Genomic DNA, 20,928 nt, shown 5'->3' on the forward strand with positions numbered 1-20,928 from the left:
GAGGGAGATATCGTGCGCTTGAGAAGGGGAGGATGGAAAAGACGTAGACGGAGAATTTTCGCGGGGTTCCTGCTGATTATTGTGGTATTGATCGTTTTGTTTATCGTTGTGGAACGCAGGGTAGAGCCGACGCTAATGTTGATTGCCCAGGCCAAGGCAGAGCAGGTTGCCAAGCTCGCCATTACCGATGCAGTCACCAAACGCATGACCCAGCAGGGTGTCGACGTCAACGAAGTTGTCATCATGGAGAAAGACGAGAATGGCAGCATCAAAGCGGTGAATTTTAACTTCAAAGAGTACTCCCGGATTGTGGGGGAAACGACAGCCCGTATTCAAAATCGCTTGAAGGAATTCGAGCAGGAGCACGTCCAGACAACCATACCACTAGGCTTGGCTACGAAAAACGTCTTTCTGGAGCACTTTGGGCCTGATATTCCGGTATCGTTCGTTCCGATTGGAGCCGTCAAAACGAAGTTGGAAACAGGCCTGAAGCAAGCCGGGATCAACATGGTGCTGGTGACTGTCTACATTCATGTCGAGGTCGATTTGCGGGTCATTATCCCGTTCGCGACTAAACAACAGACGGTCACCACACAAATCCCGGTCTCCGAAGCCCTGATTGTCGGCAAGGTACCGACTTATTTGTACGACAACCAGTCAGGCAAGCCCGATGTGCCGATGCCACAAAACAGCCAAATCCCAAGCCAGCCGTGATGTTTTTCGCTTTTACGCGAACGATTTACACATCTATGAAAATTAATTTGAAACGTTTCTGAAAGGGTGCCGTCCAATGAATAGAGACACACAAAAAACAAGCAAGCACATTGGAGGCATAAACAATATGAAAACATTCCGTACAGGTATGATGACAATCGCGGCACTGGCCGTTTTGGGAACTAGCGTGGCATCTGCAACCTCCGAACCCGTAAAAGAACTTTCTGTTAACATTAACGGTCAATCAATCGCACAAGATGCGATCTTCGATAAAGGTCAACAAACCGTACTGGTTCCACTTCGTCCTGTTGCTGAAGCCCTTGGTTTCAAAGTAAGCTGGAACGACAAGGAAAAAGCAGCAGAAGTGCAAAGAGGCGCGATCACCAGCTACGCAAAAGAAGGAGAGGATCGCTATCCTTTCGCAAAAATGTACAAAACGCTGGGAGCAGAGCCTCGCGTACTGAATGGCAGCACCTATGTGCCAGTTAAATTCGTAGACGAAATCCTGCAAGCAGACGTGAATGTAACCGATGATACAGTGACAGTAGTGGAGGACGAAATCGCTCCTATGCGCACAGGTACCATTACGAACATCAACAAATCCGATAAAGGCTACTCGGTTACACTGAACATCTATGAGTCTGGCATCATCCTGCACCTGACAGAAGACACCAAAATTACGGATGAAGCTGGTAAAGTGCTGAAGCCAGAAGACTTGAAGCTGGGTATGGCCGTAGATGCTACGACCGAAAAATTCATGGCGATGAGCTTGCCGCCACAAACGAGCGCGCTCAGCATTACGGTAAAAGGTGGACTGGAGACTCAGGACGTCCTGGGGACAGCGGGAAAAGTAGCGAGCATCTCTGCTGACAAAGACGGCAACTACAAAATGCTCGTAGAAGGTCGCGGTATTACTGCCACCTCCCAAGAAAAAATCAACCTGAACATTACCGAAAAAACGGTGATCATCAATGCGCGAGACAACAAAGTACTCTCGCCAGCTGAGCTGAAAGAGGATATGCAAGTAGTGGCCTTTTACGGCCCAATGATGACAAAGAGCCTACCGCCTATCGGTACTGCTGAGAAAATCGTAGTAGAGTAAGAGAAAGAACGGGATGGCATTTGCTGTCCCGTTTTTTACGTTCATGACTGGATCGAGTATTTCATACAGATGACGCGACCGAGCTTTTCCGTCTCTCTTTCCTCGTAGACAGCAAAACCGTATCTCTCGTAAAAAGGCACGACCCGGCTATTCTTCTCCAAAACGGCCAGATGCAGAGAGGTGTAGCCGTTTTCCCGGTACCAGGCAGTTAATGTATCGAGGAATTCTCTAGCGTAGCCGTGACTCTGGTAGGCGCTGTGCAGCATGATGAGGCCGAGCCAAGGCTGGCCATCCCGCGGATTACGCAAAATGAACTGGGCGATCCCGATGATTTCGGTACCGTGTACTTTTCTTATCGAAAAGCTGTAGGAGTCCGCAAAAGCCAGATTATCTTGATGGTCATCTTCTACTGTTTGCAAAGTGACGACTCGTTTTCCGAAGGCAAACTCCATATAATCGGGGTTTGAATTGTACACCGTCAGCAGTTCGGGGAAATCGTGTTCCGTGACGGGCTGAAAAACCAATCGAGCGCTATAGGCTGGGAAGGGAGTAGTGCTAGGCATGTCAAAAGCTCCTTTCAGAGAATTTGTCATTAATCTAATTAGATGATATTCTAATTTAATAAAAAGTCAATCCGATGATGTTCAGGGAATTCCCTGATACACTTTCTTTTATGGAAACTTTACAATAACGTTAGGATGATTGTCTCAAAAGGAGGAGCCATGGGTACGTCGAGTGAAGTGCTTTCCCTGATGCAGTCCATTTTTGCCAACGTCAGCGATGCGATCCTGGTGATTGATCAGGAGGGACGAATCGTAAAGGCCAATGCTGCGTTTGAGCAGATGACGGGCTGGACAGAAGAAGAGCTGATTCGAGATAAACATATTTGCGAGCTGTGTCTCGGAATGGCAACGTGTATGGAAGAAACGAGCTGCACGGATTGCTTTTTTAAGCGCGTGCAAATGCCTTCATTCGAAATGAGGCTCCGAACGAAATCGGGTGTGGATTACCCTGTCGCTGCCAGCTCTGCGAGACTAGAGGATGAATCGCAGGGGAAGCTGGTCATGATTTTGCGTGATATGTCTGCGCAACAGCGAGTGGAAAAAGAGCGCTATCAGTACAAGCTGACGAATTTTGCGATCCAGGCACAAGAAGAAGAAAGAAAGCGCATCGCCCGAGAGCTGCATGATGGCGTAGGGCAGGCGCTTTATAGTATTTTAGTGGGACTAAACGTAGTCAGACAACGAGAATTGAGCGAGCCAGTTATGCAGCATGTCACGGAATTGGTGAATATGACTTCGAAGGCGATGGAGGAAGTGAAGCGCATGGCGCTGGAGCTGCGTCCGTCTGCACTGGATGATCTCGGTTTACTGCCTGCATTACGTTCGTTGATGAAACGGGTAGAAAAGACGTTTCATATCCAGGTGGAGCTGCATGTTCAGGGGGAGAAACGCAGATACTCCGCTGCGATGGAAACAGCGTTATACCGGATTGTACAGGAAGCCATGACCAATACGGCAAAATACGCAAAGGCGAGCCATCTGGGAATCATGTTCGAGAATCGGGAGAAGGAAATTGTCGTCACGATTGTGGATGACGGCGTAGGGTTTGAAGTAGAGAAAACATTGAACATCGGCAAAGGTCTCGGTGTGTTTGGCATGAAGGAGCGTGCCCAGCTGCTTGGCGGTACCGTTGATATTCGCTCCGCACCCGAGGAAGGAACGACGGTGATCGTCCGAATTCCGGTGCCGAAGGAGGGGGTAGAGGATGAGCATTCGCGTCTTGATCGCTGATGATCATGCGATTGTACGCTCTGGGCTGGGGATGCTGATCAACGCCCAGGAGGACATGGAAGTCGTCGGTTATGCAGCTGACGGAAAAGAGGCATGTGAAAAAGCATGGGAAGTCCGTCCCAACGTCGTTCTGATGGATTTGAGCATGCCGCCTGGGGAAAACGGCTTGACGGCAACAGCCAGACTGAAGGAAACGGCACCAGACATTCAGGTGCTTGTACTTACGATGCATGATGACGAGGAATACTTGTTTCGGGTACTGCAAGCCGGTGCTGCCGGCTATATTTTAAAAAGCGCCCCAGACCTCGATTTGATCACGGCGATTCGCTCGGTCAATCATGGCATGGCCTATTTGTATCCATCTGCGACGAAATCGCTGATCGAGGAATTCCTGCAGATGGTCAAGAATGGTGAGGAGCAGGCCAAGTACGACATCCTGACAGATCGGGAAAAAGAAGTGCTGGTCTTGATCGCAAAGGGCTTCAGCAATAAGGAAATTGCGGAGCAGCTCACTGTTTCCGTCAAGACGGTAGAATCACATAAAGCGCATATTATGGAAAAGCTCCACCTGCGCACGCGGCCTGATTTGGTGCGGTATGCGATTAAGAAGGGCTGGCTGGATTTTGAGTAGCGTACCATCTGTTGTATATAGTCAACGGTCAAACCATATGTTATGATAAAGCTAAGAATTTAAGGCTAAAATAAATAGACCAGAGTGCTGGAACACTCTGATCTATCGTACAGTAGACGGTACCCTGTAAGGGGGATCGGCTCAGCAGAATTTAAAACGGGGATGACCGCTCAGGCCTGCTAGCTCAAGAGCGGTCATTTTTTTTGGTCAGGGCAACAACGATTGCTACAATAAGTCCAAGAAGGGCAACGATGAAGCTGCCAAATTGGAGCATGAGTGTAAACATTTCGCTAGTAATTGCCATAATCTCACCCCCCTTCCGTTTCCGACATGGGAGATGAGCCGACCACCCTTGAGAGCCGTGTCTATGTACTTGTCTTAATTTTACTACTGTTCTGTGAAAGGTACTAGCTTTTATAGAAGATATTTTTAAGTGGACGATCCCCATACGGGGTCGTCTTTTTTTGTGTCGAACCTGTGACCAAAAATGGTCATAAAACGGTCGAAATCAGGGGTTTCCCGGAACATTTTAGGGGATTTCCCCGAATTACTTCCAAGGGGTTCCAGCGTTAGAATGAAGGCGTGAAAACTACACCGCGCCCATGAGGCACGTAGGAAAGGAGATGAGCGCGATGGAGACGCAAGTTGACAAGGCGGAGAAAGGCAAGAAATTAAAATCCAGCAAGCTGCAAACGGACCAGGAAGACTTGAAGGGAACGTTTGTCGCGGTTCTGATCGTCGGAGGTATCATTCTAGTCGGTTGGTTGGGTGTATTCGGGCTTTTTCTGGATAGGGCGTAATAAGGAAGTAAAGGAGGGTACTTATGCATTTGCATCGATATGAAAAAATCTGGTTGATGCTTGGCGCAGGTGGTTTGGCCTTATTTATTGTATTGTTGTGCGTCAATGCGTTTGCCATGGGGATGGCTCCGCCAAGTAATATGGAAATGATTGATCCGGAGAAGGTTACGGAGACGCCTCCTTTTGATAAACCAGGCTTGAAACAGGTAGGGGACAACGAATACGACGCTTATATGACAGCATTTGCGTTCGGCTTCTCTCCGACCAAGATGGAAATACCAGTTGGCGCAACGGTGAATTTCCACGTTACGAGTCCAGACGTTATTCACGGATTCCAGATTCCAGAGACCAACATTAATTTCATGGTTCTGCCTGGGCACATCAGCTCGGCGACACACACGTTTGACGAGCCAGGTGAGTATTTGATCCTTTGTAACGAATACTGTGGCGCAGGTCATCAGGTTATGGCGACCACGATTATTGTGAAATAAAGGTAGGTGAATCCTATGGTAATCGCACGGAAGATCGACGATACACTCCCCCATGTTCCGGTTCAGCGTTCTGCGGCAACGCTTAGTTTGGCCTATGTGTGGGTAGCTTATATTGCATTCGGATTGGCAGCTGTGGCAGGGATGGTACAGGGCATGGTTCGCGGTGGAATCATGGAACTGCCGAGCTGGACAAATTACTATCAAATTTTGACTGCCCATGGCGTGTTGATGGCACTTATTTTTACCACGTACTTCATCGTCGGATTTATATTCTCAGGAGTTGCCCGCACGACAGGTGGTTCCTTGCACGGAGCCGCTCTGAAATTCGGATGGGCAGGCTGGATTCTCATGACGCTAGGGACGTTGATGGCTGTTGTCACCATTCTGTTGAATGAAGCCTCTGTCCTTTATACGTTCTACGCACCACTGAAAGCATCTCCGTACTTTTACATTGGTTCTGCCTTGCTCGTAGTAGGTAGCTGGCTAGCTGGATTCGGTGTTTTTGCCAGCTATCGTAAATGGAAACGTGAAAATAAAGGGAAAACGTCTCCGCTCTTCCTCTACATGGGGGTTACTACTTACATCCTGTGGATTACTGCTACGATTCCTGTAGCGGTGGAGGTTCTGTTCCAACTCATCCCGTGGTCACTCGGGCTGGTGCCAACGATTAATGTCATGCTCAGCCGTACGCTGTTCTGGTTTTTCGGACATCCGCTCGTTTATTTCTGGCTATTGCCTGCTTATATGGCATGGTATGTATGTTTACCAAGAATCATTGGCGGTCACATCTTCAGTGACTCGCTCAGTCGACTCGCTTTTATCTGCCTGCTGTTGTTCTCGATCCCTGTCGGGTTCCACCACCAATTGATGGAGCCGGGAATCTCACCAGCTTGGAAAATGATTCACGTTACACTGACGTTGATTGTTGTAATCCCATCACTGATGACAGCATTTTCGATGTTTGCCATCTTTGAAACGACTGGACGTAAAAAAGGCGGAGTTGGACTTTTCGGTTGGTTCAAAAAACTGCCTTGGACAGACGTACGTTTCTTTGCTCCTTTTGTAGGGATGCTGTTCTTCATTCCTGGCGGAGCTGGGGGAATTATTAACGCAAGTAACCAGATTAACGCGGTTGTGCACAATACGATTTGGGTTACCGGTCACTTCCACATCACGGTAGGGGCAGCTGTTGCGCTCACCTTCTTCGGCGTCACCTTTTGGCTGATTCCAGCATTGACCGGCCGGAAGTTGACCAAGACTGCGAATCGGATGGCAATGGTGCAAACGGTATTCTGGGCAGTAGGAATGTTCTTGATGTCGCTCGCCATGCACACAATGGGCTTGCAAGGGGCGCCACGACGAACAGACTACACAACGTATATGGATCACCCGTTAGCTCTGGGCTGGATGGATTACCAGCGCTTGATGGCTTTCGGTGGAGGATTGTTGTTCGTATCTGCGATTCTCTTGATCCTGATCTTGCTGTATCTGACGTTCTACGCACCAAAAGGGAATACAGAATATCCGATTGCCGAGACAGAGACAACGCAAGAAGTTCCAAAAATTTTGGAACGCTGGCCAGTTTGGATCGGATTGGTTGCCTTCCTGATTATTCTCGCGTACGGTTATCCGATTTTGCAACAAATTCAGCACCAGGCACCAGGCTCGCCGCCTTTTGTGACTTGGTAAGACGATACGTACGAAAAAAGCCGCTCATTCCGTTTGGAAGCGAGCGGCTCTCCTTTTTTAAAAAAACTCTAGCGCTGCCAATTCGGTAAAGGCAAGAATCAAATACCCAATTGCCAAAAGCCATAGGGCGAGAATTCTGAGGTCTTCCTCTTCAAATGGCATACAACTCCTCCTTTTTCTCTTGTTAGCACAGCATATTCAAGAGGGAGGGCATTGGTTTAGCTTATGGCTCGTATATCATCTTGCGAGTCATTCCGCCATCTACAATCAGCTCAGTACCCGTAATGAAATCGTTGTCCTTTTGCGTCAAAAATAGACACGCACGGGCAATATCATCGGGTGTTCCTACGCGACCTGCCGGATGCTGGGCATGATCACCGGGACGAAGAGCGGCATAATCGCGGTGTTCAATCCAGCCGGGAGAGATCGCATTGACCCGAATCCCATCGGGGCCGAGTGATACACCAAGCGCATGTGTTAAGGATAAAATACCTCCTTTGGAAGCCGCGTATGCCTCCGAGTGTGGCTCAGACATATGTGCCCGCGTCGAACAAAGATTAATGATTGCGCCTCCACCATGGCGACGCATGATTTTTGCTGCTTCTCTCGATGCGAGAAAAACACTTCGCAAATTTGTGTTCAAGATATGGTCCCATGCTTCCACGGTCAGTTCATAGGGAGATTCCCATACGGACAAGCCCGCGTTGTTGATCAAAACATCGAGCCGCCCCCAGCGTTCATCGACGGTTCTCATCAACTGTTCGATTTGCGCTGGTACGCTGACGTCGATGTGCTCGAAGTGTGCCGTGCCTTTCACTGCTTCTGTTGTGTTGATTAGCGAGGCCGTTTCTTCTCCTGCTGCGCGATTGCACTCGGCAATGACGACATGTGCTCCTTCGGCAGCATACATGGTGGCCACAGCCCGTCCGATGCCTTGGCCACCGCCAGTGACGATGACAATGTTATCCGTGTATTTCATCGGGAGTGCCTCCAAACAATAGGGTATGAAGCAAAGTGTAAAAAATAATTGCAAAATGTTTGTAACGATAATAAAGTAAGTAGTATCTTTTTAACAGCGTACTATACCGTATGGAGGAGATTCAACCATGAATTCAGAACTGAAAATTACCGCTGAACAGGTAATGGAAGCCCGTCACAGCGTGCGTAAATACGACCCGAATGAAAAAATTCCACAAGGCGAGCTGAACGAAATCCTGCGTCTTGCAGCAAGTGCGCCATCTTCCTGGAACTTGCAGCATTGGCGTTTTCTCGTCGTGACCGATCCTGCTATCAAAGAAAAACTGCTCCCAATCGCTTACAACCAGCAGCAGGTAGTGGATGCTTACGCTACGATCATCATTCTCGGCGATCTGGAGGCTTACAAGTCTGCTCGCCCTGTTTATGATGAAGCATTGGCAAAAGGTTACGTTACAGAGCAAGTACGGGAGACCATGATCGCGCAAATCGAAGGGGCTTACAATAACAACCCGGAAATCGCGCGCGATGAAGCAATCCGTAATTCGTCCTATGCAGCGATGCAGCTCATGCTGGCGGCAAAAGCAAAAGGATACGACACGTGCCCGATGGGTGGATACAACCGTGATGCGCTCATTAAAGAGCTGAACATCCCATCCCGCTATTTGCCAACACTCATGCTGACTTTGGGGAAAGCAAGCGTGCAAGCTTATTCGACTTCCCGTTTTGGTCTGGATCAGTTGGTCATTCAAAACAGCTTCTAATATCGTGTACTAACAGCAAAAAACTCATCCACGCCTCATTTTCAATGCGGCAAGGGTGAGTTTTTTTGCAATATCTTCTCCAGGAGAGCAACCCGCTCTTCCTGCCTTATTGATTCGCCAACAACGGTAAATCCACCATAATCGATGTTCCTTGACCAAGGGCGCTGCTAACCGAAAACCTCCCGGCATGGAGTTGAATGATCTCTTTGCAGATTGCCAATCCCAAACCACTGCCGGAGAGCTTGGAGCGCCCCTTGAAAAACTTTTCTGTGACATGTGGCAGGTCTTCCGGGTTAATGCCTTCACCAGTATCCGTGACAGTGACAAGGAGCCTATCGCCTGACAAGGAAGCTGCGATGATGATCGAGCCATTTTGTGGCGTGAATTTTAACGCGTTGTCCAATAGATTCACAAATACTTGCTTCAGCCGATTCGGGTCTCCCATAACCATGAGTGGAGTAGGGGGAGTCTCCAGTTTCAACTCGATTTGTTTGGCGTTGGCACGTACTGAAAATTGAAGATGCAAATCATGGAGAAGATCCCGGACATCCATACGTTCTCGAGACAATTTCATCTCACCGGATTGAAACTTCGAGAAATCGAGTAATTCCTCGACCAGACCAATCAGACGATCTGTCTCCTTGGAGATGACTTCCAAACCGAGCATTGTCTCTTCAGGTTCTTCCAAACCACCCGAAATGAGTGTTTCGCCCCACCCTTTAATCGACGTAAGTGGGGTACGCAGCTCATGGGAGACCGAGGAGATGAAGTCATTTTTCAGTTTTTCGTTTTTCCCTATCTCCGTTGCCATGTAATTGAAAGTATCTGCGAGTGTTCCTACCTCATCATCGAATCGTTTTGGTGCGCGGACAGCGAAATTTCCTTCCGCCATTTGTTTGGCCGCATTCGTTAAATCTTCAATAGGGTCGACGATTCGTTTTGCCATGAGCAGGCTGAGTGCAAAAGCAAGGACGACTACGCCTGTCCCAACGCCAGCGCCGTACAAGGCAATGCGATTTACTGCTTGATAGAGCGGTTCAGCAGAGATCGTGTACCGAAGAACGCCTACAAATTCTCCGCTGTACGTAAGCGGATTGGACACCGCGATGACACGCTCCCGCGATTGTGGACTTTTCCCGATGTAGAGACCACTTTGTCCCTTGAGCGCATCCATGACGTCAGGGGTATTGATGATCTCGCTGGTCTGAAAGCCGTAGGAGTTGAGAATGACTTTTCCTCCCGGGTCCAAGACCTCAATTTTGGCGTATTCCTGATTCGAAACATTCTCCAAAATGTAGCGTGCTTTGTCTTTTAACCGATAGCCAGTGGCGTACTTGTTAATAAAATTGGTGAAGGTCGTGCTGCGGGTCACTAACGCTTCGGTCGCAGTCCCGATGTAATATGTATGAACGGCCCAGTAAAACAGTCCTTCCAAAAGCAGCACGATCAGAAGGAGGATCAGGCCGAAATGAAGAACCAGCCTACTCTTAATGCCTTTCATCTGGGACGTCCTTTCGCCACAGGTAGCCATACCCCCAGACAGTCTCCAGGAAAGCTGGATGAGCCGGATCGTCCTCGATTTTTTGCCGGATTCGGCGGATATTCACATCAACGATTTTTAAGTCCCCGACAAAAAATTGACCCCAAACTGCTGTCAAAATCTCGTCTCGACTGATGGCTTTGTTCGCATTTTCAGCGAGTAATTTGATGATGGCAAATTCTTTTGGCGTGAGGTCAATTTCTTGTTCCACCCGAATCAGCTTGCGTTCATCCAGCAATAGCCTGAAGGGGGCAATGTTAATTTCATTTTTGTCCTCAGCCTCAGCAATGGGTGTCAATCTTCGGTGCAACGCTTTGACACGGGCCAGCAGTTCCGCAGGGCTAAATGGCTTGGAGACGTAATCGTCCGCCCCGAATTCGAGACCCATGACTTTGTCCAACTCCTGGCTTTTCGCCGTCAACATAATGATCCCGAGACGCGGATATTTTTTTCGTAGCTGCCCGCATACTTCGAAGCCATCAATGCCGGGGAGCATGACGTCGAGAATCGCGATGACGATGTCCGATTGTTGATCTGCGAGATCAAGTGCCTCTTCTCCGGTCCCAGCCTCGATTACCTCATAGCCCTCGCGCTTGAGATTGATGCGCACAAAATCCCGGATGGATTTCTCGTCTTCCAGTAATAGAACCTTCATAGGGCAAATCTCCTTGATAAGGATTTACTATTTCACTTTATTCCCGGCTCGTCACCGGTTTGTAGAGCTGACGAACCTCCTCTGCGGTAAGCTGCATGGATCGATATTCTGCGAGCGCAGCTTTTCCAAGGGTAGGTGTCGTTTGCGGTAAAATGGCGATCAAGACTTGTTTTCCCTCTTCCTTCAGCAAAATGTAGGGAACTTGCTTTTGCTTCAATCCGCTTTCAAATTTGGTCCATTCGTTTTGTGGAATGCTTTGCAGCGTTAGTAATTCTGCCTTATTTTTCCCATTCGCGCCATAATAATGGAATCGGACTAGAAGTGGATTCGTATCATGGTTGATGGAGATGGTGTACTTTTCGCCCCATTTTGCCGGAATCTTGAGGTCAAAGCCCTGTGTATAATTTTGATAATGATCCTCAATGTGTTTCAAGCCCGTTTTCCCGTCCCATTGGAAGTAGGAGGAGACCCAGGGTATTTCTGCCATGGCCAAATCCTCTGTCCCAGCGGGTTGTATCTTTGTGCCGATCTCGATGATGCCATCACCGTTGATATCTTCACTTTCCAAAGAATAAGGCTTGAAGGTCAGGTCCATCTCTCCTTCTATTTTTGCCAAAGGGTTGGACAGTTGTCCATTGTCCCAGAGGAGTAGTTCAGTGGAAGCAGAGTGAGCACCTAATCCAGCATCAATAAATAGTCCGTTTCGGGCCGACGATGCTTTTCCGATGATAGCCTGATAGTAACCATTCACATATCCGTCAAGGGCTATCTCTGTCTTTTTGGCGATTGTTCCATTCGCCGCCCCGTACAACTCGGCTTTGGATGTGAAGTTATTTTTATCGAGAACAACGAGAGCGAGATCCGCGTGATCATCTCCTGTCAAATCGCCTACTGCCATAATGGTATAGGGCTGCTTCATTAATTCCTGGGTCATATTATTCGCTAGCGAATAGATGGAGAGCTCCTTGTTTAAATCTTCGCCGCCTCCCATTCCGATCAGCATTTCTGGAATTTTGTCCCCTGTGAGATCTTGAAAGGAGACGTAATCCAATTCGCTGCCGACACCAGTAAAGGAGGAGAGCTTTTCCCAGTTTCCTTGCTTTTGGGTAAGCACAAGCACACCGATTTCATAATCGGTTTTTTCGGTTTTGTAAAAAGCGACGACCTCTGCAACTCCATCTCCATTTAGGTCCTGTAGGGAGACGGCACTGGCTTCTGCGGGATGAAGAGGAACAGATAATTGTGACCCAGCCGGCAAAAATTGCATGACGGCCTGATTGATTGATTTTTGATCGCCGTCTGCTGACGGGGCGCGCATCAATTCATTGGGTGTATCTGTGAGTCCGCAACCGCTAACAAGCGAGGCGCAGAGTGCTGTCGTTACGAGCCAAGCCTTTTTCATTTCAAATGTTCCTTTCTGTTGCTGCATCCATTTGACTATATTGTAGCTTGCCCATCCCGCAAATTTGTTGCAAAACGGTAAAAAAACCCGTTTTGGAGCTTTTCAAGAACGAAAGAACATGCTCTAAGCTACCTTATACAGGAAAAAAGTGCGAGAGAACAGGGAACATTTTACTAGCAACAATTGACCTAGCAAATTCGTTTAAAAATGTAGGATAGGAGTTGGATGTTATCTATACGAAGGAGGAGAATAGGATGAAAGCATGGCACAAAACGATGGCGGCAGTTCTTTGCAGCGGCGCGGTTCTCATGGCTTCAGGCGTTGGGGCTAACCCGGTTCAAGCGAGCGGCACCCAATCGCAAGCGTACGCGCCGGTAGTCTTATTGCAACCAGTGCAAAATATCCCGTTCAACATACAATTTGCCGATGGATTTGTGGCAAAAGTAACGAACACAAAAACAAAAGCGACGAGTACAGTAGATATATCGGACAATAAGGCTACGTACGTGAAGCAAGGGATTTATCATGCCAATGGAAAGTTGCAAAAGGCAACCAATGGATATACGCAAAAGCTGGTGGAGCTGGTGCCATTCCGGGATGCGAAAGGCAACCTGCGTTACATGGGCAAGCAAATCTTGTGGGGGCTGAATACGGAGGATCGCCTGGCGGTGGCGACCAGTGTATGGAACGTCGTCGACAAACAGCCGCAGCTTTTACAGGTAACGGTTCAAAAAGCAGACTGGGACAATATGCCGTCGCCAGATGTGACGATCAATAGCGGCTTCAGTATGAGCAGCGATAGTACCTTTGTCCTTGATACGAAATATGCAGACGTAACGGGAGACAATATCAAGGATCTGATTTTGCTTGTAGGCGATAAAATGGGTGTATCGATGAATCAGACGGCTCATAACCTGCGTGTCGTAGTTCGCGAAGGGAAGGATAATCAGCAGACGTTTATCTCTGTAGGAAAACGTGACAGTGGTATTCTTCCGAAGCTCTCCATCACGGATGGCAATGCTGATCAGGTAAAAGACATCCTCGTCACGATGCCGACTGCGACAGGTCATGTGTACAGCCAGCTTACGTGGAAAGACAATCGCCCGCAGCCAGTCGTCGAGCAGGGGAAGTTAAATGATCGTCAGTCGTACCAGCCAGTCATTGGGGTTTATGGTGAAGCAGTTGGGATGAATAAGGCGAAAAAGCAATAGTGGAGTAGGCGTGGACGAATCAGTCAGAGTGAAATCTGGCTGATTTTTTTGTTTCTTAAATCGTAATAATTACGTTTTGTATTGACTTTAGATATTTTGGCGCGTTATGATAACCAACAAATCGGAATAATTACGTTTTAAAAACTGAAAAGGAGATCTAGCATGAACATAAACGAAAAGAGAATCCCTGTCACAGTCCTGAGCGGGTACTTGGGAGCGGGCAAAACGACGCTACTGAACCATATCCTGAACAATCGGGAGGGGCTACGAGTCGCCGTAATCGTTAACGACTTGAGCGAAGTAAACGTAGACGCCTCTCTAATTCTCGCAGGCAGTGGTCTGTCACGCGTGGACGAAAAGGTCGTGGAGCTGTCGAATGGTTGCATTTGCTGCACCTTGCGAGAGGATTTGCTGACGGAGGTAGAGCGTCTGGCTTTGGAAGGAAGGTATGACTACATACTGATTGAATCGACGGGAGTAGGCGAGCCGGTTCCTGTCGCCCAGACTTTCACATACGTAGACGAAGAAAATGGCATTAATTTGTCGTCCTTATGCCGCCTGGACACGATGGTAACCGTAGTGGATGCGTACCGCTTCTGGCATGACTTTTCTTCCGGCGAAAACCTTTTGGACAGAGGGCAGGCAGTTGGCGCAGAGGATACTCGTGAGGTCGCGGATCTTTTAATCGACCAGATTGAATTCTGTGATGTGCTGATTCTGAACAAATGCGATCGCGTCGCTCCAGACGATTTAATCCAGCTGGAAGCCGTTCTGCGCAAGCTACAGCCAAAGGCACGCTTCATCCGCGCTGTTCGTGGGCAGGTGGACCCGCAAGAAATTTTGAATACCCATCTGTTCGACTTCGAGACTGCCAGTCAATCAGCGGGATGGATTGCTGAGCTGCAAAAGGAAGTGCATACACCTGAGACGGACGAGTACGGAATTTCCTCCTTCGTTTATCGCAGTCGCAGACCGTTTCATCCAGCCCGTTTTGAAAAGTGGTTAGAGGCTTGGCCAGAAGAAATCGTGCGTGCCAAAGGCTTTTTCTGGTTGGCGACACGAAATGACGTGGCGATGACACTCAGTCAGGCGGGGCCATCCATCGAAATCGGAACGGCAGGCTATTGGACAGCAGCGTTATCGGCAGAAGAGCAACAAGCCATTTTGGTAGAGGAGCCAGATTGGCAGCAAACATGGCATCCCGTACATGGAGATCGAACCACAGAGCTCGTCTTTATCGGGATCGATCTAAACCAGGAGCAAATCGTGAAGCATCTCGATGCATGTCTCCTGAACGATGAGGAATACGAGGCGGACTGGAGTAAGCTGCCCGATCCACTCCCAACAGCAGATGCTGTAATCGAGACGACATTGTAACCAAAAAAGAGGAGGCTGACATCCATGCGCGTGAACATTACCCTGCAATGCACTGAAACCGGAGATCGCAACTATATCACATCCAAAAACAAGCGGAATCATCCCGAGCGATTGGAACTGAAAAAATATTCCCCGCGACTAAAGCGCTATACCCTTCATAGGGAAACAAAGTGATTCCCAAAAAATGTCTAAGGGCAATAGGCCCCGAGCCCAACACCTTCTACTCACCCAAACATAAAATGTACTTGTGTCTATCGAATGAAAAATTCTCTGCAAGTCCTAGCTCTTAAACAGGAGAGGGATCGGTATGAAAATCGTGATCATCGCCCCTGAGCAAATTCCCGTTCCCCCCATTCTTGGGGGGTCCGTCGAAATTACAATTCTGGCGATCGCCAAAGAATTGAGTAAGTGGCACTCGGTCTCGATCATCAGCAGAGCGCATTCTCGGTACCCAAAGTATTCTGTTATCGATGGGGTGAACATCTATCGCGTTCCTACCGGGAGTCCTGCGAAATATTTAACCCATGTGAAAAAAATCCTGAAAAAACGCCAATTTGACGTTTTGCAAATTGATAACCGTCCAGAGTTCGTCGGGCAGATTAAATCGATGTTTCCGAAAGCTACGGTCTCCTTGTATCTTCACTCGCTGACTTTTGTCAACTTTCCCCATACCAGTCGGGCAGAGACTTTGGCCGGGTTGCGAAAGGCAGACTTGATTATCACCAACAGCTCCTCTCTTGAAAGGCGACTTTCTGCTCGGTTTCCCAGTATGTCGAGAAAAATCCGGGTTGCATGGCTTGGCGTTGATACATCTCGCTTTTCCCCTATTCAAAAAACCTCTCATCCCCGTGCTTTCACTTTATTGTTCGCAGGCAGGCTTATTCCACGCAAAGGCGTTCCCGTATTGCTTCAGGCAGTTAAGCTCGTGAATAAACAGGTAAACCAACCTGTCAAAGTAATGATTGCAGGAGGGTCACCCACAAGCAAATATGCAAGGCAATTGCAGTCGCTCTCTCGTAAATTTGGCGTACATGCTGAATTCCTAGGTACGATCCCCCATTGTCATATCCATCGCGTTTTTAGAAAAGCCGATTTGTTCATTTGTCCTTCGCAAAAGCATGAATCGTTTGGACTTGTTAACGTCGAAGCGATGTCTTCCGGATTGCCAGTCGTTGCCTCGAAAAACGGGGGCATAAAAGAAGTGATTCAGCATGGCCGTTCTGGATTGTTGATCAAGCAATATAAAAATCCGCAAGCCTTTGCCGATGCGATCTGTTCGCTGATCATGAATAAGCCCCTGTATTTGAAAATGAAGCAAGAAGCTCGTCAAATTGCGTTGGAGAAATTCAGTTGGTGTGCAACAGCCGATAGACTCAACCACATTTATGAATCTGAAATAGATTTACAACAGGATAAGCGCCAAAATGAATACCATTGCACCGCTGCCCATTGCCATGAACGTCAAGATTTGCAAGAATGCAATGAAACCGGGCAAGGCGCCCAGCCGGAGCGAATGAAAGAGGAGCCAGCCATCCCGCAACCATTTGACCTCGTCCACGATTGGAGTTCCTTTGATGATGACACCCTAAGCATCACCAGTACCGGAGTTTTCCAAAATTTTACTGATCTATGTGCGGAAAATGATGACGAGTCCGATTGGAGTAATGACTCCGCCGAAGCCACTTTCGATTTCTTTTCCGATATCGGCTATCAAAGGCTTGTCGATGCACTCATATACGGTTAACGAGAGGCCGATCAGGTTTTCAAGCTATAAATCCGCATAACCTGCTCGGCTGTCTGCTCCAAGAGCGAGGCGGCTTCGCGCATTGATTGATCTAGGGTCATCGGTTTGTTGGTGATGCCGACAACGGCAGAAACGCCTTTTTCATAAAGGGTGTCGATGCCACTTCCAATGGAACCAGCGAGGACGATGACGGGAATGCCGTATCGTTGCGCGACTTGGGCAACTCCACATGGCGTCTTTCCTTGGGCAGTCTGGAAGTCGACTTGTCCCTCGCCTGTGATCACAAGATTGGCTTTGTCCATGGCTTCCGCGAGTCCTGTCGTCTCGATCACAATCTCAATACCGGAACGAAGCTGTCCATTCAGAAAAGCGAGTAGGGCACCGGCGACACCACCGGCAGCACCAGTTCCAGGCAAATCGTGAATGGCGATGCCACGGGTCTTTTCGATCAAGTCAGCGAAATGGCGCAAATGATCATCCAATTGCAGCACCATTTCCGGTGTGGCTCCTTTTTGCGGACCGAAAACGTGTGAAGCGCCATTGGGTCCAACAAAAGGATTGGTGACATCACACGCGATGACGAAGTGACAGTCAGCCAGTCGCTTATCAACCTGACTCGTATCAATACGGCTCAATCGTGATAATTCCCCACCTCCAAAAGAGAGTGGCTGGTCGTCTGGATCGAGAAGCAAATATCCGAGAGCTTGGAGCATGCCAGCGCCTCCGTCATTGGTAGCACTACCACCCAGTCCGAGAATGAACTTGCGGCAGCCTTGATCGAGTCCGGCCGTAATCAGCTGACCAAAGCCAAAGGTCGTCGTGACAAGCGGGTTGCGATCTGCGGAAGAAATCAAGTAAAGACCAGACGCAGCAGCCATTTCGATCACACAGGTTGCACCGTCACCCAAAATGCCGAATTCAGCAGAAATGTCCTGTCCGAGCGGGTTTTTTACGGTGGCGGTCAGTATTTTGCCATCTGTGGCATCGACCAGGCATTGCATAGTACCTTCACCGCCGTCAGCCATCGGTTTTACGATGAGTTCACTTTGCGGGAGTGCGCGTTGAATCCCTGAGCGAATGGCTTCGCCCACCTGTTTGGCAGTTAGGCTGCCTTTAAAGGAATCGGGAGCGATGACAATTTTCATGACGGTGTTCCTCCTTTCAGTACAGAGGGTATTTTTCCCATAATAAAAAAGACTGTCTCCAGCGTCTATGGCGAGAAACAGTCTTGGTTTTGTTAGGCGTTCTTTTTCAACGCCATTCCTTCTGGCTGCGATGTTTTCGAGAAGAACATTTTCATCATTGGCGGAGTGACGATGGTCGTCAAGAGTACGACGACAATCAGGACGGCAAACATGTCTTGCGTGAGCAAATTGTTCTCCAAACCAATGGCGGCGATAATGAGTGCCACCTCTCCACGCGATACCATGGCTGCACCAATGGCCATCGAGTTTTTCCACGGGAAGCCCGTGATTTTTGCACCAAATGCACCACCGATGAGCTTGGAAACAATCGCGATGACGCTCAGGAGCACAATCAGTCCGAGATTTTCCAAGATGCCAGAGAACTGTGCCGTTACCCCGATAGAGGTGAAGAAGACTGGCACGAAAACCGCGTAGCTGATGGTTTCGACCTTGTGAGTTACTTCTGTCTTGTAATTGGTTAAGCTGATCGCAACACCGGCGATGTAGGAGCCGATGATGGCGGCAACCCCTGTATATTCAGCAAAATAAGCGAACAGGAAACAGATAATGAGTGCCGCGGAAATGACCGATTCTGTAACCTGCAACGGAGCAAATTTTTTCAAAACCCAAGGGACAACTTTCCAGGAAAGAACGATGACGATGGCAAAAAATGCGACCTTTTTCAAAATCACCATACCAAGATTAACATCGCCGCCAGCAAAGCTCATCAAGAAAGCGAGTGCCAGGATGACCAAAACGTCATCGATAACAGCAGCCCCCATGATCGTTGCGCCTTCCCTTGATTTTAGCTTGCCCAATTCCTTCAACGTTTGTACGGAAATACTCACACTGGTAGCAGAGAGCAACAGGCCCAGGAAGATCGCTTCAATGTTGGAGAGACCAATCGCAATCCCGGCACCATAACCGAGTGCAAGTGGCATGACAATTCCTGCGACACCTACGCTGGTTGAAGACTTGGCAGTGCGTTTGAACTCATCAATATCGGTCTCCAAGCCCGCGATAAACATGAGCAGGATAACCCCGATTTGGCTAATTTCCTTGAGGATTTCTGTGTCTGTGACTAGCCCGAGAACGGTAGGACCTAGAACGATACCGATGAGCAGTTTCCCCAAAACGGATGGCTGTCCCAGCCGCACGCTGATGTCACCGGCGATTTTGGAGGCGATCAAAATGACAGCCAGCTGAAAAATAAGCATCTGGTTTCCCCCTTTTTACGAAATAAAAAAGAGCCCGCAATCACAGCTTTCTTTTTGTCGGCTAAAAAAAGACAAAAAGAACCCTATGATGACAGGCTCCTCCAGTAACGAATCAAATATTCACTTAGAATACACAAATATTTTAACATAGCCAGCAGAAAAAGTAAACACTTGGTGACAAATGCTCCTCAGCGTGTGAAGATAGAGCAAAAAACGGAGGAGGAACAGGCATGGCAAAAATCAGCAAAGAGAATGCAGAGCATTATCATTGGGGAGATCAATGCGATGGCTGGTATCTGGTCAAAGGCCAAGACCTCAGCGTCATTCATGAGCGGATGCCCGGAAATACAGCAGAGGTGCGCCATTATCACGAGCGGTCGCGGCAGTTTTTCTTCGTGCTGTCAGGACAGGCTATGCTGGAAGTGGATGGCGTTCGTCATGTGCTGGGCAGGCAAGAAGGGGTAGAAGTGCCTCCGGGAGTCAAACACCAGATGAAAAACGAGGGAGCAGAGGATGTGGAATTTCTTGTGATCTCGCAACCGACAACAAGAGGAGATCGCATCCAAGCAAATTAAAGAAAGCCTGACCGTCAATGGATGCGGTCAGGCTTTTCTATGTGTCATGCTTATTTGAAATTGGTAAAATCGGATACTTGGGCGAAGAAATCTGCCAATGCATGTATTCCTTCGAATGTTTGGTAAGCAAAAATAGGCAAACCCACAATAAACAACAAAGCTTCTCCGATATATTTGGCGATCATATGATCAACCTCCTTTTGGATGTTCGTTACGCTACGCGATCCAAAACAAAGGAACCATATGTATCCATTTCGCTGTCTGTATGCTGTATGCGCCTAAATAAGCGAAGGCGCTGCGGTTGCCTTGCCGCCATTGGATAAGTCTCAACTAACAACGTGTTAATGGGAGGTCGGTACATATCCGTGACGTTCTGAGGTAGAGCCCGGTTTTGCAGGCAACACTGTCTGAGACAAAAAGCAGAAGTGAAGCATCCTACAAAAATCGCGACCAAGGCGAAGAAATCTTCCAGCGAAAACAGCAACATCAGCATATCTTCCATGGCGATTCTCCTCCTTTCGTATTCATCATTCTACTCTTGTTCACAAAATTGTGCAATCTTAATAATTTATGAGAGCGAATACATTGACAAACTACCAACTATTTCAATTTGTTAATCGATAGGTTGACGCGGTAGTTCCCAAAAGGAAGAAGGGTATCTAAAAAATGATTGAGGGCCTCTTGATCTGGAACATGTACCAACATGGTATAGCAGCCTTCTCCGCTAATACGATGGGCTTCGACGATCTCGCTACGACTTTTGATAAAACGAGTGAAGAGAGAATGATCAGTAGTAGTCATGAACATCGTGACCAGAGCAGTGAGGAACGGGGCGATTTTGGCTTCATCAATGAGCGTTGTGTAGCCTTGAATAATCCCTTGCTCCTCCATTCGTCTAATGCGGTTGCCGACGGCTTGACCGCTTAGATGGACCTGTTCGCCGATGTCCTTCCACTGCAAGCGGCTGTTTTTTCGTAGCAAGGCAAGAATGGAGAGATCAATTTGGTCTAGCATGCGTAACTCCTTTCACGGCGAAAGTGGGAAGCCAGCAATCGTTTCGCGGC

The 20,928-nt window shown here is 48.3% G+C and carries 24 protein-coding genes; 13 read left to right on the forward strand and 11 right to left on the reverse strand.

Features of this window, described 5'->3' with window-relative positions; translation table 11 throughout:
• Window positions 1-12 precede the first annotated feature (12 nt).
• Both yunB and M3630_RS24535 read left to right on the forward strand, forming a co-directional pair.
• A complete protein-coding gene (gene yunB, locus M3630_RS24530) occupies window positions 13-714 on the forward strand; it encodes a sporulation protein YunB (protein WP_173611842.1) in 702 nt (233 codons plus the stop codon).
• Between the two features lie 127 nt (window positions 715-841).
• Window positions 842-1,816: a copper amine oxidase N-terminal domain-containing protein gene (locus M3630_RS24535; protein ID WP_237899843.1), complete on the forward strand. Its 975-nt coding sequence runs from the start codon at window positions 842-844 to the stop codon at window positions 1,814-1,816.
• A 41-nt stretch (window positions 1,817-1,857) separates the two neighbouring features.
• Here the strand turns inward: M3630_RS24535 and M3630_RS24540 are convergent, their stop codons facing one another.
• A complete protein-coding gene (locus M3630_RS24540; RefSeq protein ID WP_251253845.1) occupies window positions 1,858-2,379 on the reverse strand; it encodes a GNAT family N-acetyltransferase in 522 nt (173 codons plus the stop codon).
• 159 nt (window positions 2,380-2,538) lie between these two features.
• Between M3630_RS24540 and M3630_RS24545 the strand changes: the two genes are divergently transcribed.
• The gene (locus M3630_RS24545; RefSeq protein ID WP_229087904.1) at window positions 2,539-3,609 is read left to right on the forward strand and encodes a PAS domain-containing sensor histidine kinase; all 1,071 of its coding nucleotides are present in this window, start codon (window positions 2,539-2,541) and stop codon (window positions 3,607-3,609) included.
• Window positions 3,584-4,240: a response regulator transcription factor gene (locus M3630_RS24550; protein ID WP_285862150.1), complete on the forward strand. Its 657-nt coding sequence runs from the start codon at window positions 3,584-3,586 to the stop codon at window positions 4,238-4,240. Before M3630_RS24545 ends, M3630_RS24550 begins: the two co-directional genes overlap by 26 nt.
• Before the next feature lie 184 nt (window positions 4,241-4,424).
• On the opposite strand, the gene M3630_RS24555 is transcribed toward M3630_RS24550, so the two are convergent.
• Window positions 4,425-4,544 carry a putative holin-like toxin gene (locus M3630_RS24555; protein ID WP_228088406.1) on the reverse strand — a complete coding sequence of 40 codons (120 nt, stop codon included), beginning with the start codon at window positions 4,542-4,544 and terminating at the stop codon, window positions 4,425-4,427.
• A gap of 328 nt (window positions 4,545-4,872) precedes the next feature.
• Between M3630_RS24555 and M3630_RS24560 the strand changes: the two genes are divergently transcribed.
• From M3630_RS24560 to M3630_RS24570, 3 genes are read left to right on the forward strand one after another with little or no spacing between them, the layout of a single operon-like run.
• The gene (locus M3630_RS24560; protein ID WP_251253846.1) at window positions 4,873-5,040 is read left to right on the forward strand and encodes a cytochrome c oxidase subunit 2A; all 168 of its coding nucleotides are present in this window, start codon (window positions 4,873-4,875) and stop codon (window positions 5,038-5,040) included.
• Between the two features lie 23 nt (window positions 5,041-5,063).
• Window positions 5,064-5,531: a cytochrome c oxidase subunit II gene (locus tag M3630_RS24565; RefSeq protein WP_144618062.1), complete on the forward strand. Its 468-nt coding sequence runs from the start codon at window positions 5,064-5,066 to the stop codon at window positions 5,529-5,531.
• A 15-nt stretch (window positions 5,532-5,546) separates the two neighbouring features.
• Window positions 5,547-7,220, forward strand: a complete 1,674-nt coding sequence (locus M3630_RS24570; RefSeq protein WP_251253847.1) for a b(o/a)3-type cytochrome-c oxidase subunit 1 — start codon at window positions 5,547-5,549, stop codon at window positions 7,218-7,220.
• A gap of 223 nt (window positions 7,221-7,443) precedes the next feature.
• Here the strand turns inward: M3630_RS24570 and M3630_RS24575 are convergent, their stop codons facing one another.
• A complete protein-coding gene (locus tag M3630_RS24575; RefSeq protein ID WP_251253848.1) occupies window positions 7,444-8,199 on the reverse strand; it encodes an SDR family NAD(P)-dependent oxidoreductase in 756 nt (251 codons plus the stop codon).
• A gap of 127 nt (window positions 8,200-8,326) precedes the next feature.
• Between M3630_RS24575 and M3630_RS24580 the strand changes: the two genes are divergently transcribed.
• On the forward strand, window positions 8,327-8,959 hold the full coding sequence (locus M3630_RS24580) for a nitroreductase family protein (RefSeq protein WP_173611851.1): 633 nt from the start codon (window positions 8,327-8,329) through the stop codon (window positions 8,957-8,959).
• A 106-nt stretch (window positions 8,960-9,065) separates the two neighbouring features.
• On the opposite strand, the gene M3630_RS24585 is transcribed toward M3630_RS24580, so the two are convergent.
• Genes M3630_RS24585 through M3630_RS24595 form a run of 3 tightly spaced genes read right to left on the reverse strand, consistent with a single transcriptional unit; the run spans window position 9,066 to window position 12,556 of the window.
• The gene (locus M3630_RS24585; RefSeq protein WP_251253849.1) at window positions 9,066-10,460 is read right to left on the reverse strand and encodes a sensor histidine kinase; all 1,395 of its coding nucleotides are present in this window, start codon (window positions 10,458-10,460) and stop codon (window positions 9,066-9,068) included.
• Window positions 10,447-11,154: a response regulator transcription factor gene (locus M3630_RS24590; RefSeq protein WP_251253850.1), complete on the reverse strand. Its 708-nt coding sequence runs from the start codon at window positions 11,152-11,154 to the stop codon at window positions 10,447-10,449. Before M3630_RS24590 ends, M3630_RS24585 begins: the two co-directional genes overlap by 14 nt.
• A gap of 37 nt (window positions 11,155-11,191) precedes the next feature.
• Entirely contained in the window at window positions 11,192-12,556 is a 1,365-nt protein-coding gene (locus tag M3630_RS24595; protein WP_251253851.1) for a VCBS repeat-containing protein, read from the reverse strand.
• A gap of 254 nt (window positions 12,557-12,810) precedes the next feature.
• On the opposite strand from M3630_RS24595, the gene M3630_RS24600 reads away from it, so the two are divergent.
• From M3630_RS24600 to M3630_RS24615, 4 genes are all read left to right on the forward strand, one after another.
• Window positions 12,811-13,767 carry a hypothetical protein gene (locus M3630_RS24600; protein ID WP_251253852.1) on the forward strand — a complete coding sequence of 319 codons (957 nt, stop codon included), beginning with the start codon at window positions 12,811-12,813 and terminating at the stop codon, window positions 13,765-13,767.
• 162 nt (window positions 13,768-13,929) lie between these two features.
• Complete coding sequence (locus M3630_RS24605) at window positions 13,930-15,144, forward strand: GTP-binding protein (protein ID WP_251253853.1); 1,215 nt, start codon at window positions 13,930-13,932, stop codon at window positions 15,142-15,144.
• A gap of 24 nt (window positions 15,145-15,168) precedes the next feature.
• The gene (gene rpmG / locus M3630_RS24610; RefSeq protein ID WP_012684162.1) at window positions 15,169-15,318 is read left to right on the forward strand and encodes a 50S ribosomal protein L33; all 150 of its coding nucleotides are present in this window, start codon (window positions 15,169-15,171) and stop codon (window positions 15,316-15,318) included.
• A 133-nt stretch (window positions 15,319-15,451) separates the two neighbouring features.
• Window positions 15,452-16,888 carry a glycosyltransferase family 4 protein gene (locus M3630_RS24615; protein WP_251253854.1) on the forward strand — a complete coding sequence of 479 codons (1,437 nt, stop codon included), beginning with the start codon at window positions 15,452-15,454 and terminating at the stop codon, window positions 16,886-16,888.
• Between the two features lie 11 nt (window positions 16,889-16,899).
• Here M3630_RS24615 and M3630_RS24620 read toward each other — a convergent pair whose 3' ends face one another.
• Complete coding sequence (locus tag M3630_RS24620) at window positions 16,900-18,033, reverse strand: glycerate kinase (protein ID WP_251253855.1); 1,134 nt, start codon at window positions 18,031-18,033, stop codon at window positions 16,900-16,902.
• A gap of 92 nt (window positions 18,034-18,125) precedes the next feature.
• Window positions 18,126-19,289 (reverse strand): cation:proton antiporter, encoded by a 1,164-nt coding sequence (locus M3630_RS24625; protein WP_173611859.1) that lies wholly within the window; start codon window positions 19,287-19,289, stop codon window positions 18,126-18,128.
• A 230-nt stretch (window positions 19,290-19,519) separates the two neighbouring features.
• Between M3630_RS24625 and M3630_RS24630 the strand changes: the two genes are divergently transcribed.
• A complete protein-coding gene (locus M3630_RS24630) occupies window positions 19,520-19,864 on the forward strand; it encodes a cupin domain-containing protein (protein ID WP_173611860.1) in 345 nt (114 codons plus the stop codon).
• A gap of 50 nt (window positions 19,865-19,914) precedes the next feature.
• Here M3630_RS24630 and M3630_RS31010 read toward each other — a convergent pair whose 3' ends face one another.
• The 3 genes from M3630_RS31010 to M3630_RS24640 form a co-directional block, all read right to left on the reverse strand.
• Entirely contained in the window at window positions 19,915-20,049 is a 135-nt protein-coding gene (locus M3630_RS31010; protein WP_012684166.1) for a hypothetical protein, read from the reverse strand.
• Between the two features lie 26 nt (window positions 20,050-20,075).
• On the reverse strand, window positions 20,076-20,366 hold the full coding sequence (locus M3630_RS24635; protein WP_251253856.1) for a hypothetical protein: 291 nt from the start codon (window positions 20,364-20,366) through the stop codon (window positions 20,076-20,078).
• 98 nt (window positions 20,367-20,464) lie between these two features.
• Window positions 20,465-20,878 carry an Lrp/AsnC family transcriptional regulator gene (locus M3630_RS24640; RefSeq protein ID WP_173611862.1) on the reverse strand — a complete coding sequence of 138 codons (414 nt, stop codon included), beginning with the start codon at window positions 20,876-20,878 and terminating at the stop codon, window positions 20,465-20,467.
• Window positions 20,879-20,928: the final 50 nt, after the last annotated feature.

This window comes from Brevibacillus sp. MER 51 (genome assembly GCF_023714195.1).
Classification (GTDB): Bacteria; Bacillota; Bacilli; order Brevibacillales; family Brevibacillaceae; genus Brevibacillus.

Coding starts and splice junctions, on each gene's coding strand:
- M3630_RS24565 (WP_144618062.1), top strand. CDS start 5,064: ATGCATTTGCATCGATATGAAAAAATCTGGTTGATGCTTGGCGCAGGT.
- M3630_RS31010 (WP_012684166.1), bottom strand. CDS start 20,049: ATGATCGCCAAATATATCGGAGAAGCTTTGTTGTTTATTGTGGGTTTG.
- M3630_RS24535 (WP_237899843.1), top strand. CDS start 842: ATGAAAACATTCCGTACAGGTATGATGACAATCGCGGCACTGGCCGTT.
- M3630_RS24555 (WP_228088406.1), bottom strand. CDS start 4,544: ATGGCAATTACTAGCGAAATGTTTACACTCATGCTCCAATTTGGCAGC.
- M3630_RS24620 (WP_251253855.1), bottom strand. CDS start 18,033: ATGAAAATTGTCATCGCTCCCGATTCCTTTAAAGGCAGCCTAACTGCC.
- M3630_RS24540 (WP_251253845.1), bottom strand. CDS start 2,379: ATGCCTAGCACTACTCCCTTCCCAGCCTATAGCGCTCGATTGGTTTTT.
- M3630_RS24575 (WP_251253848.1), bottom strand. CDS start 8,199: ATGAAATACACGGATAACATTGTCATCGTCACTGGCGGTGGCCAAGGC.
- M3630_RS24580 (WP_173611851.1), top strand. CDS start 8,327: ATGAATTCAGAACTGAAAATTACCGCTGAACAGGTAATGGAAGCCCGT.
- M3630_RS24640 (WP_173611862.1), bottom strand. CDS start 20,878: ATGCTAGACCAAATTGATCTCTCCATTCTTGCCTTGCTACGAAAAAAC.
- M3630_RS24605 (WP_251253853.1), top strand. CDS start 13,930: ATGAACATAAACGAAAAGAGAATCCCTGTCACAGTCCTGAGCGGGTAC.
- M3630_RS24570 (WP_251253847.1), top strand. CDS start 5,547: ATGGTAATCGCACGGAAGATCGACGATACACTCCCCCATGTTCCGGTT.
- M3630_RS24585 (WP_251253849.1), bottom strand. CDS start 10,460: ATGAAAGGCATTAAGAGTAGGCTGGTTCTTCATTTCGGCCTGATCCTC.
- rpmG (WP_012684162.1), top strand. CDS start 15,169: ATGCGCGTGAACATTACCCTGCAATGCACTGAAACCGGAGATCGCAAC.
- M3630_RS24615 (WP_251253854.1), top strand. CDS start 15,452: ATGAAAATCGTGATCATCGCCCCTGAGCAAATTCCCGTTCCCCCCATT.
- M3630_RS24595 (WP_251253851.1), bottom strand. CDS start 12,556: ATGAAAAAGGCTTGGCTCGTAACGACAGCACTCTGCGCCTCGCTTGTT.
- M3630_RS24600 (WP_251253852.1), top strand. CDS start 12,811: ATGAAAGCATGGCACAAAACGATGGCGGCAGTTCTTTGCAGCGGCGCG.
- M3630_RS24550 (WP_285862150.1), top strand. CDS start 3,584: ATGAGCATTCGCGTCTTGATCGCTGATGATCATGCGATTGTACGCTCT.
- M3630_RS24635 (WP_251253856.1), bottom strand. CDS start 20,366: ATGGAAGATATGCTGATGTTGCTGTTTTCGCTGGAAGATTTCTTCGCC.
- M3630_RS24630 (WP_173611860.1), top strand. CDS start 19,520: ATGGCAAAAATCAGCAAAGAGAATGCAGAGCATTATCATTGGGGAGAT.
- M3630_RS24545 (WP_229087904.1), top strand. CDS start 2,539: ATGGGTACGTCGAGTGAAGTGCTTTCCCTGATGCAGTCCATTTTTGCC.
- M3630_RS24625 (WP_173611859.1), bottom strand. CDS start 19,289: ATGCTTATTTTTCAGCTGGCTGTCATTTTGATCGCCTCCAAAATCGCC.
- M3630_RS24590 (WP_251253850.1), bottom strand. CDS start 11,154: ATGAAGGTTCTATTACTGGAAGACGAGAAATCCATCCGGGATTTTGTG.
- M3630_RS24560 (WP_251253846.1), top strand. CDS start 4,873: ATGGAGACGCAAGTTGACAAGGCGGAGAAAGGCAAGAAATTAAAATCC.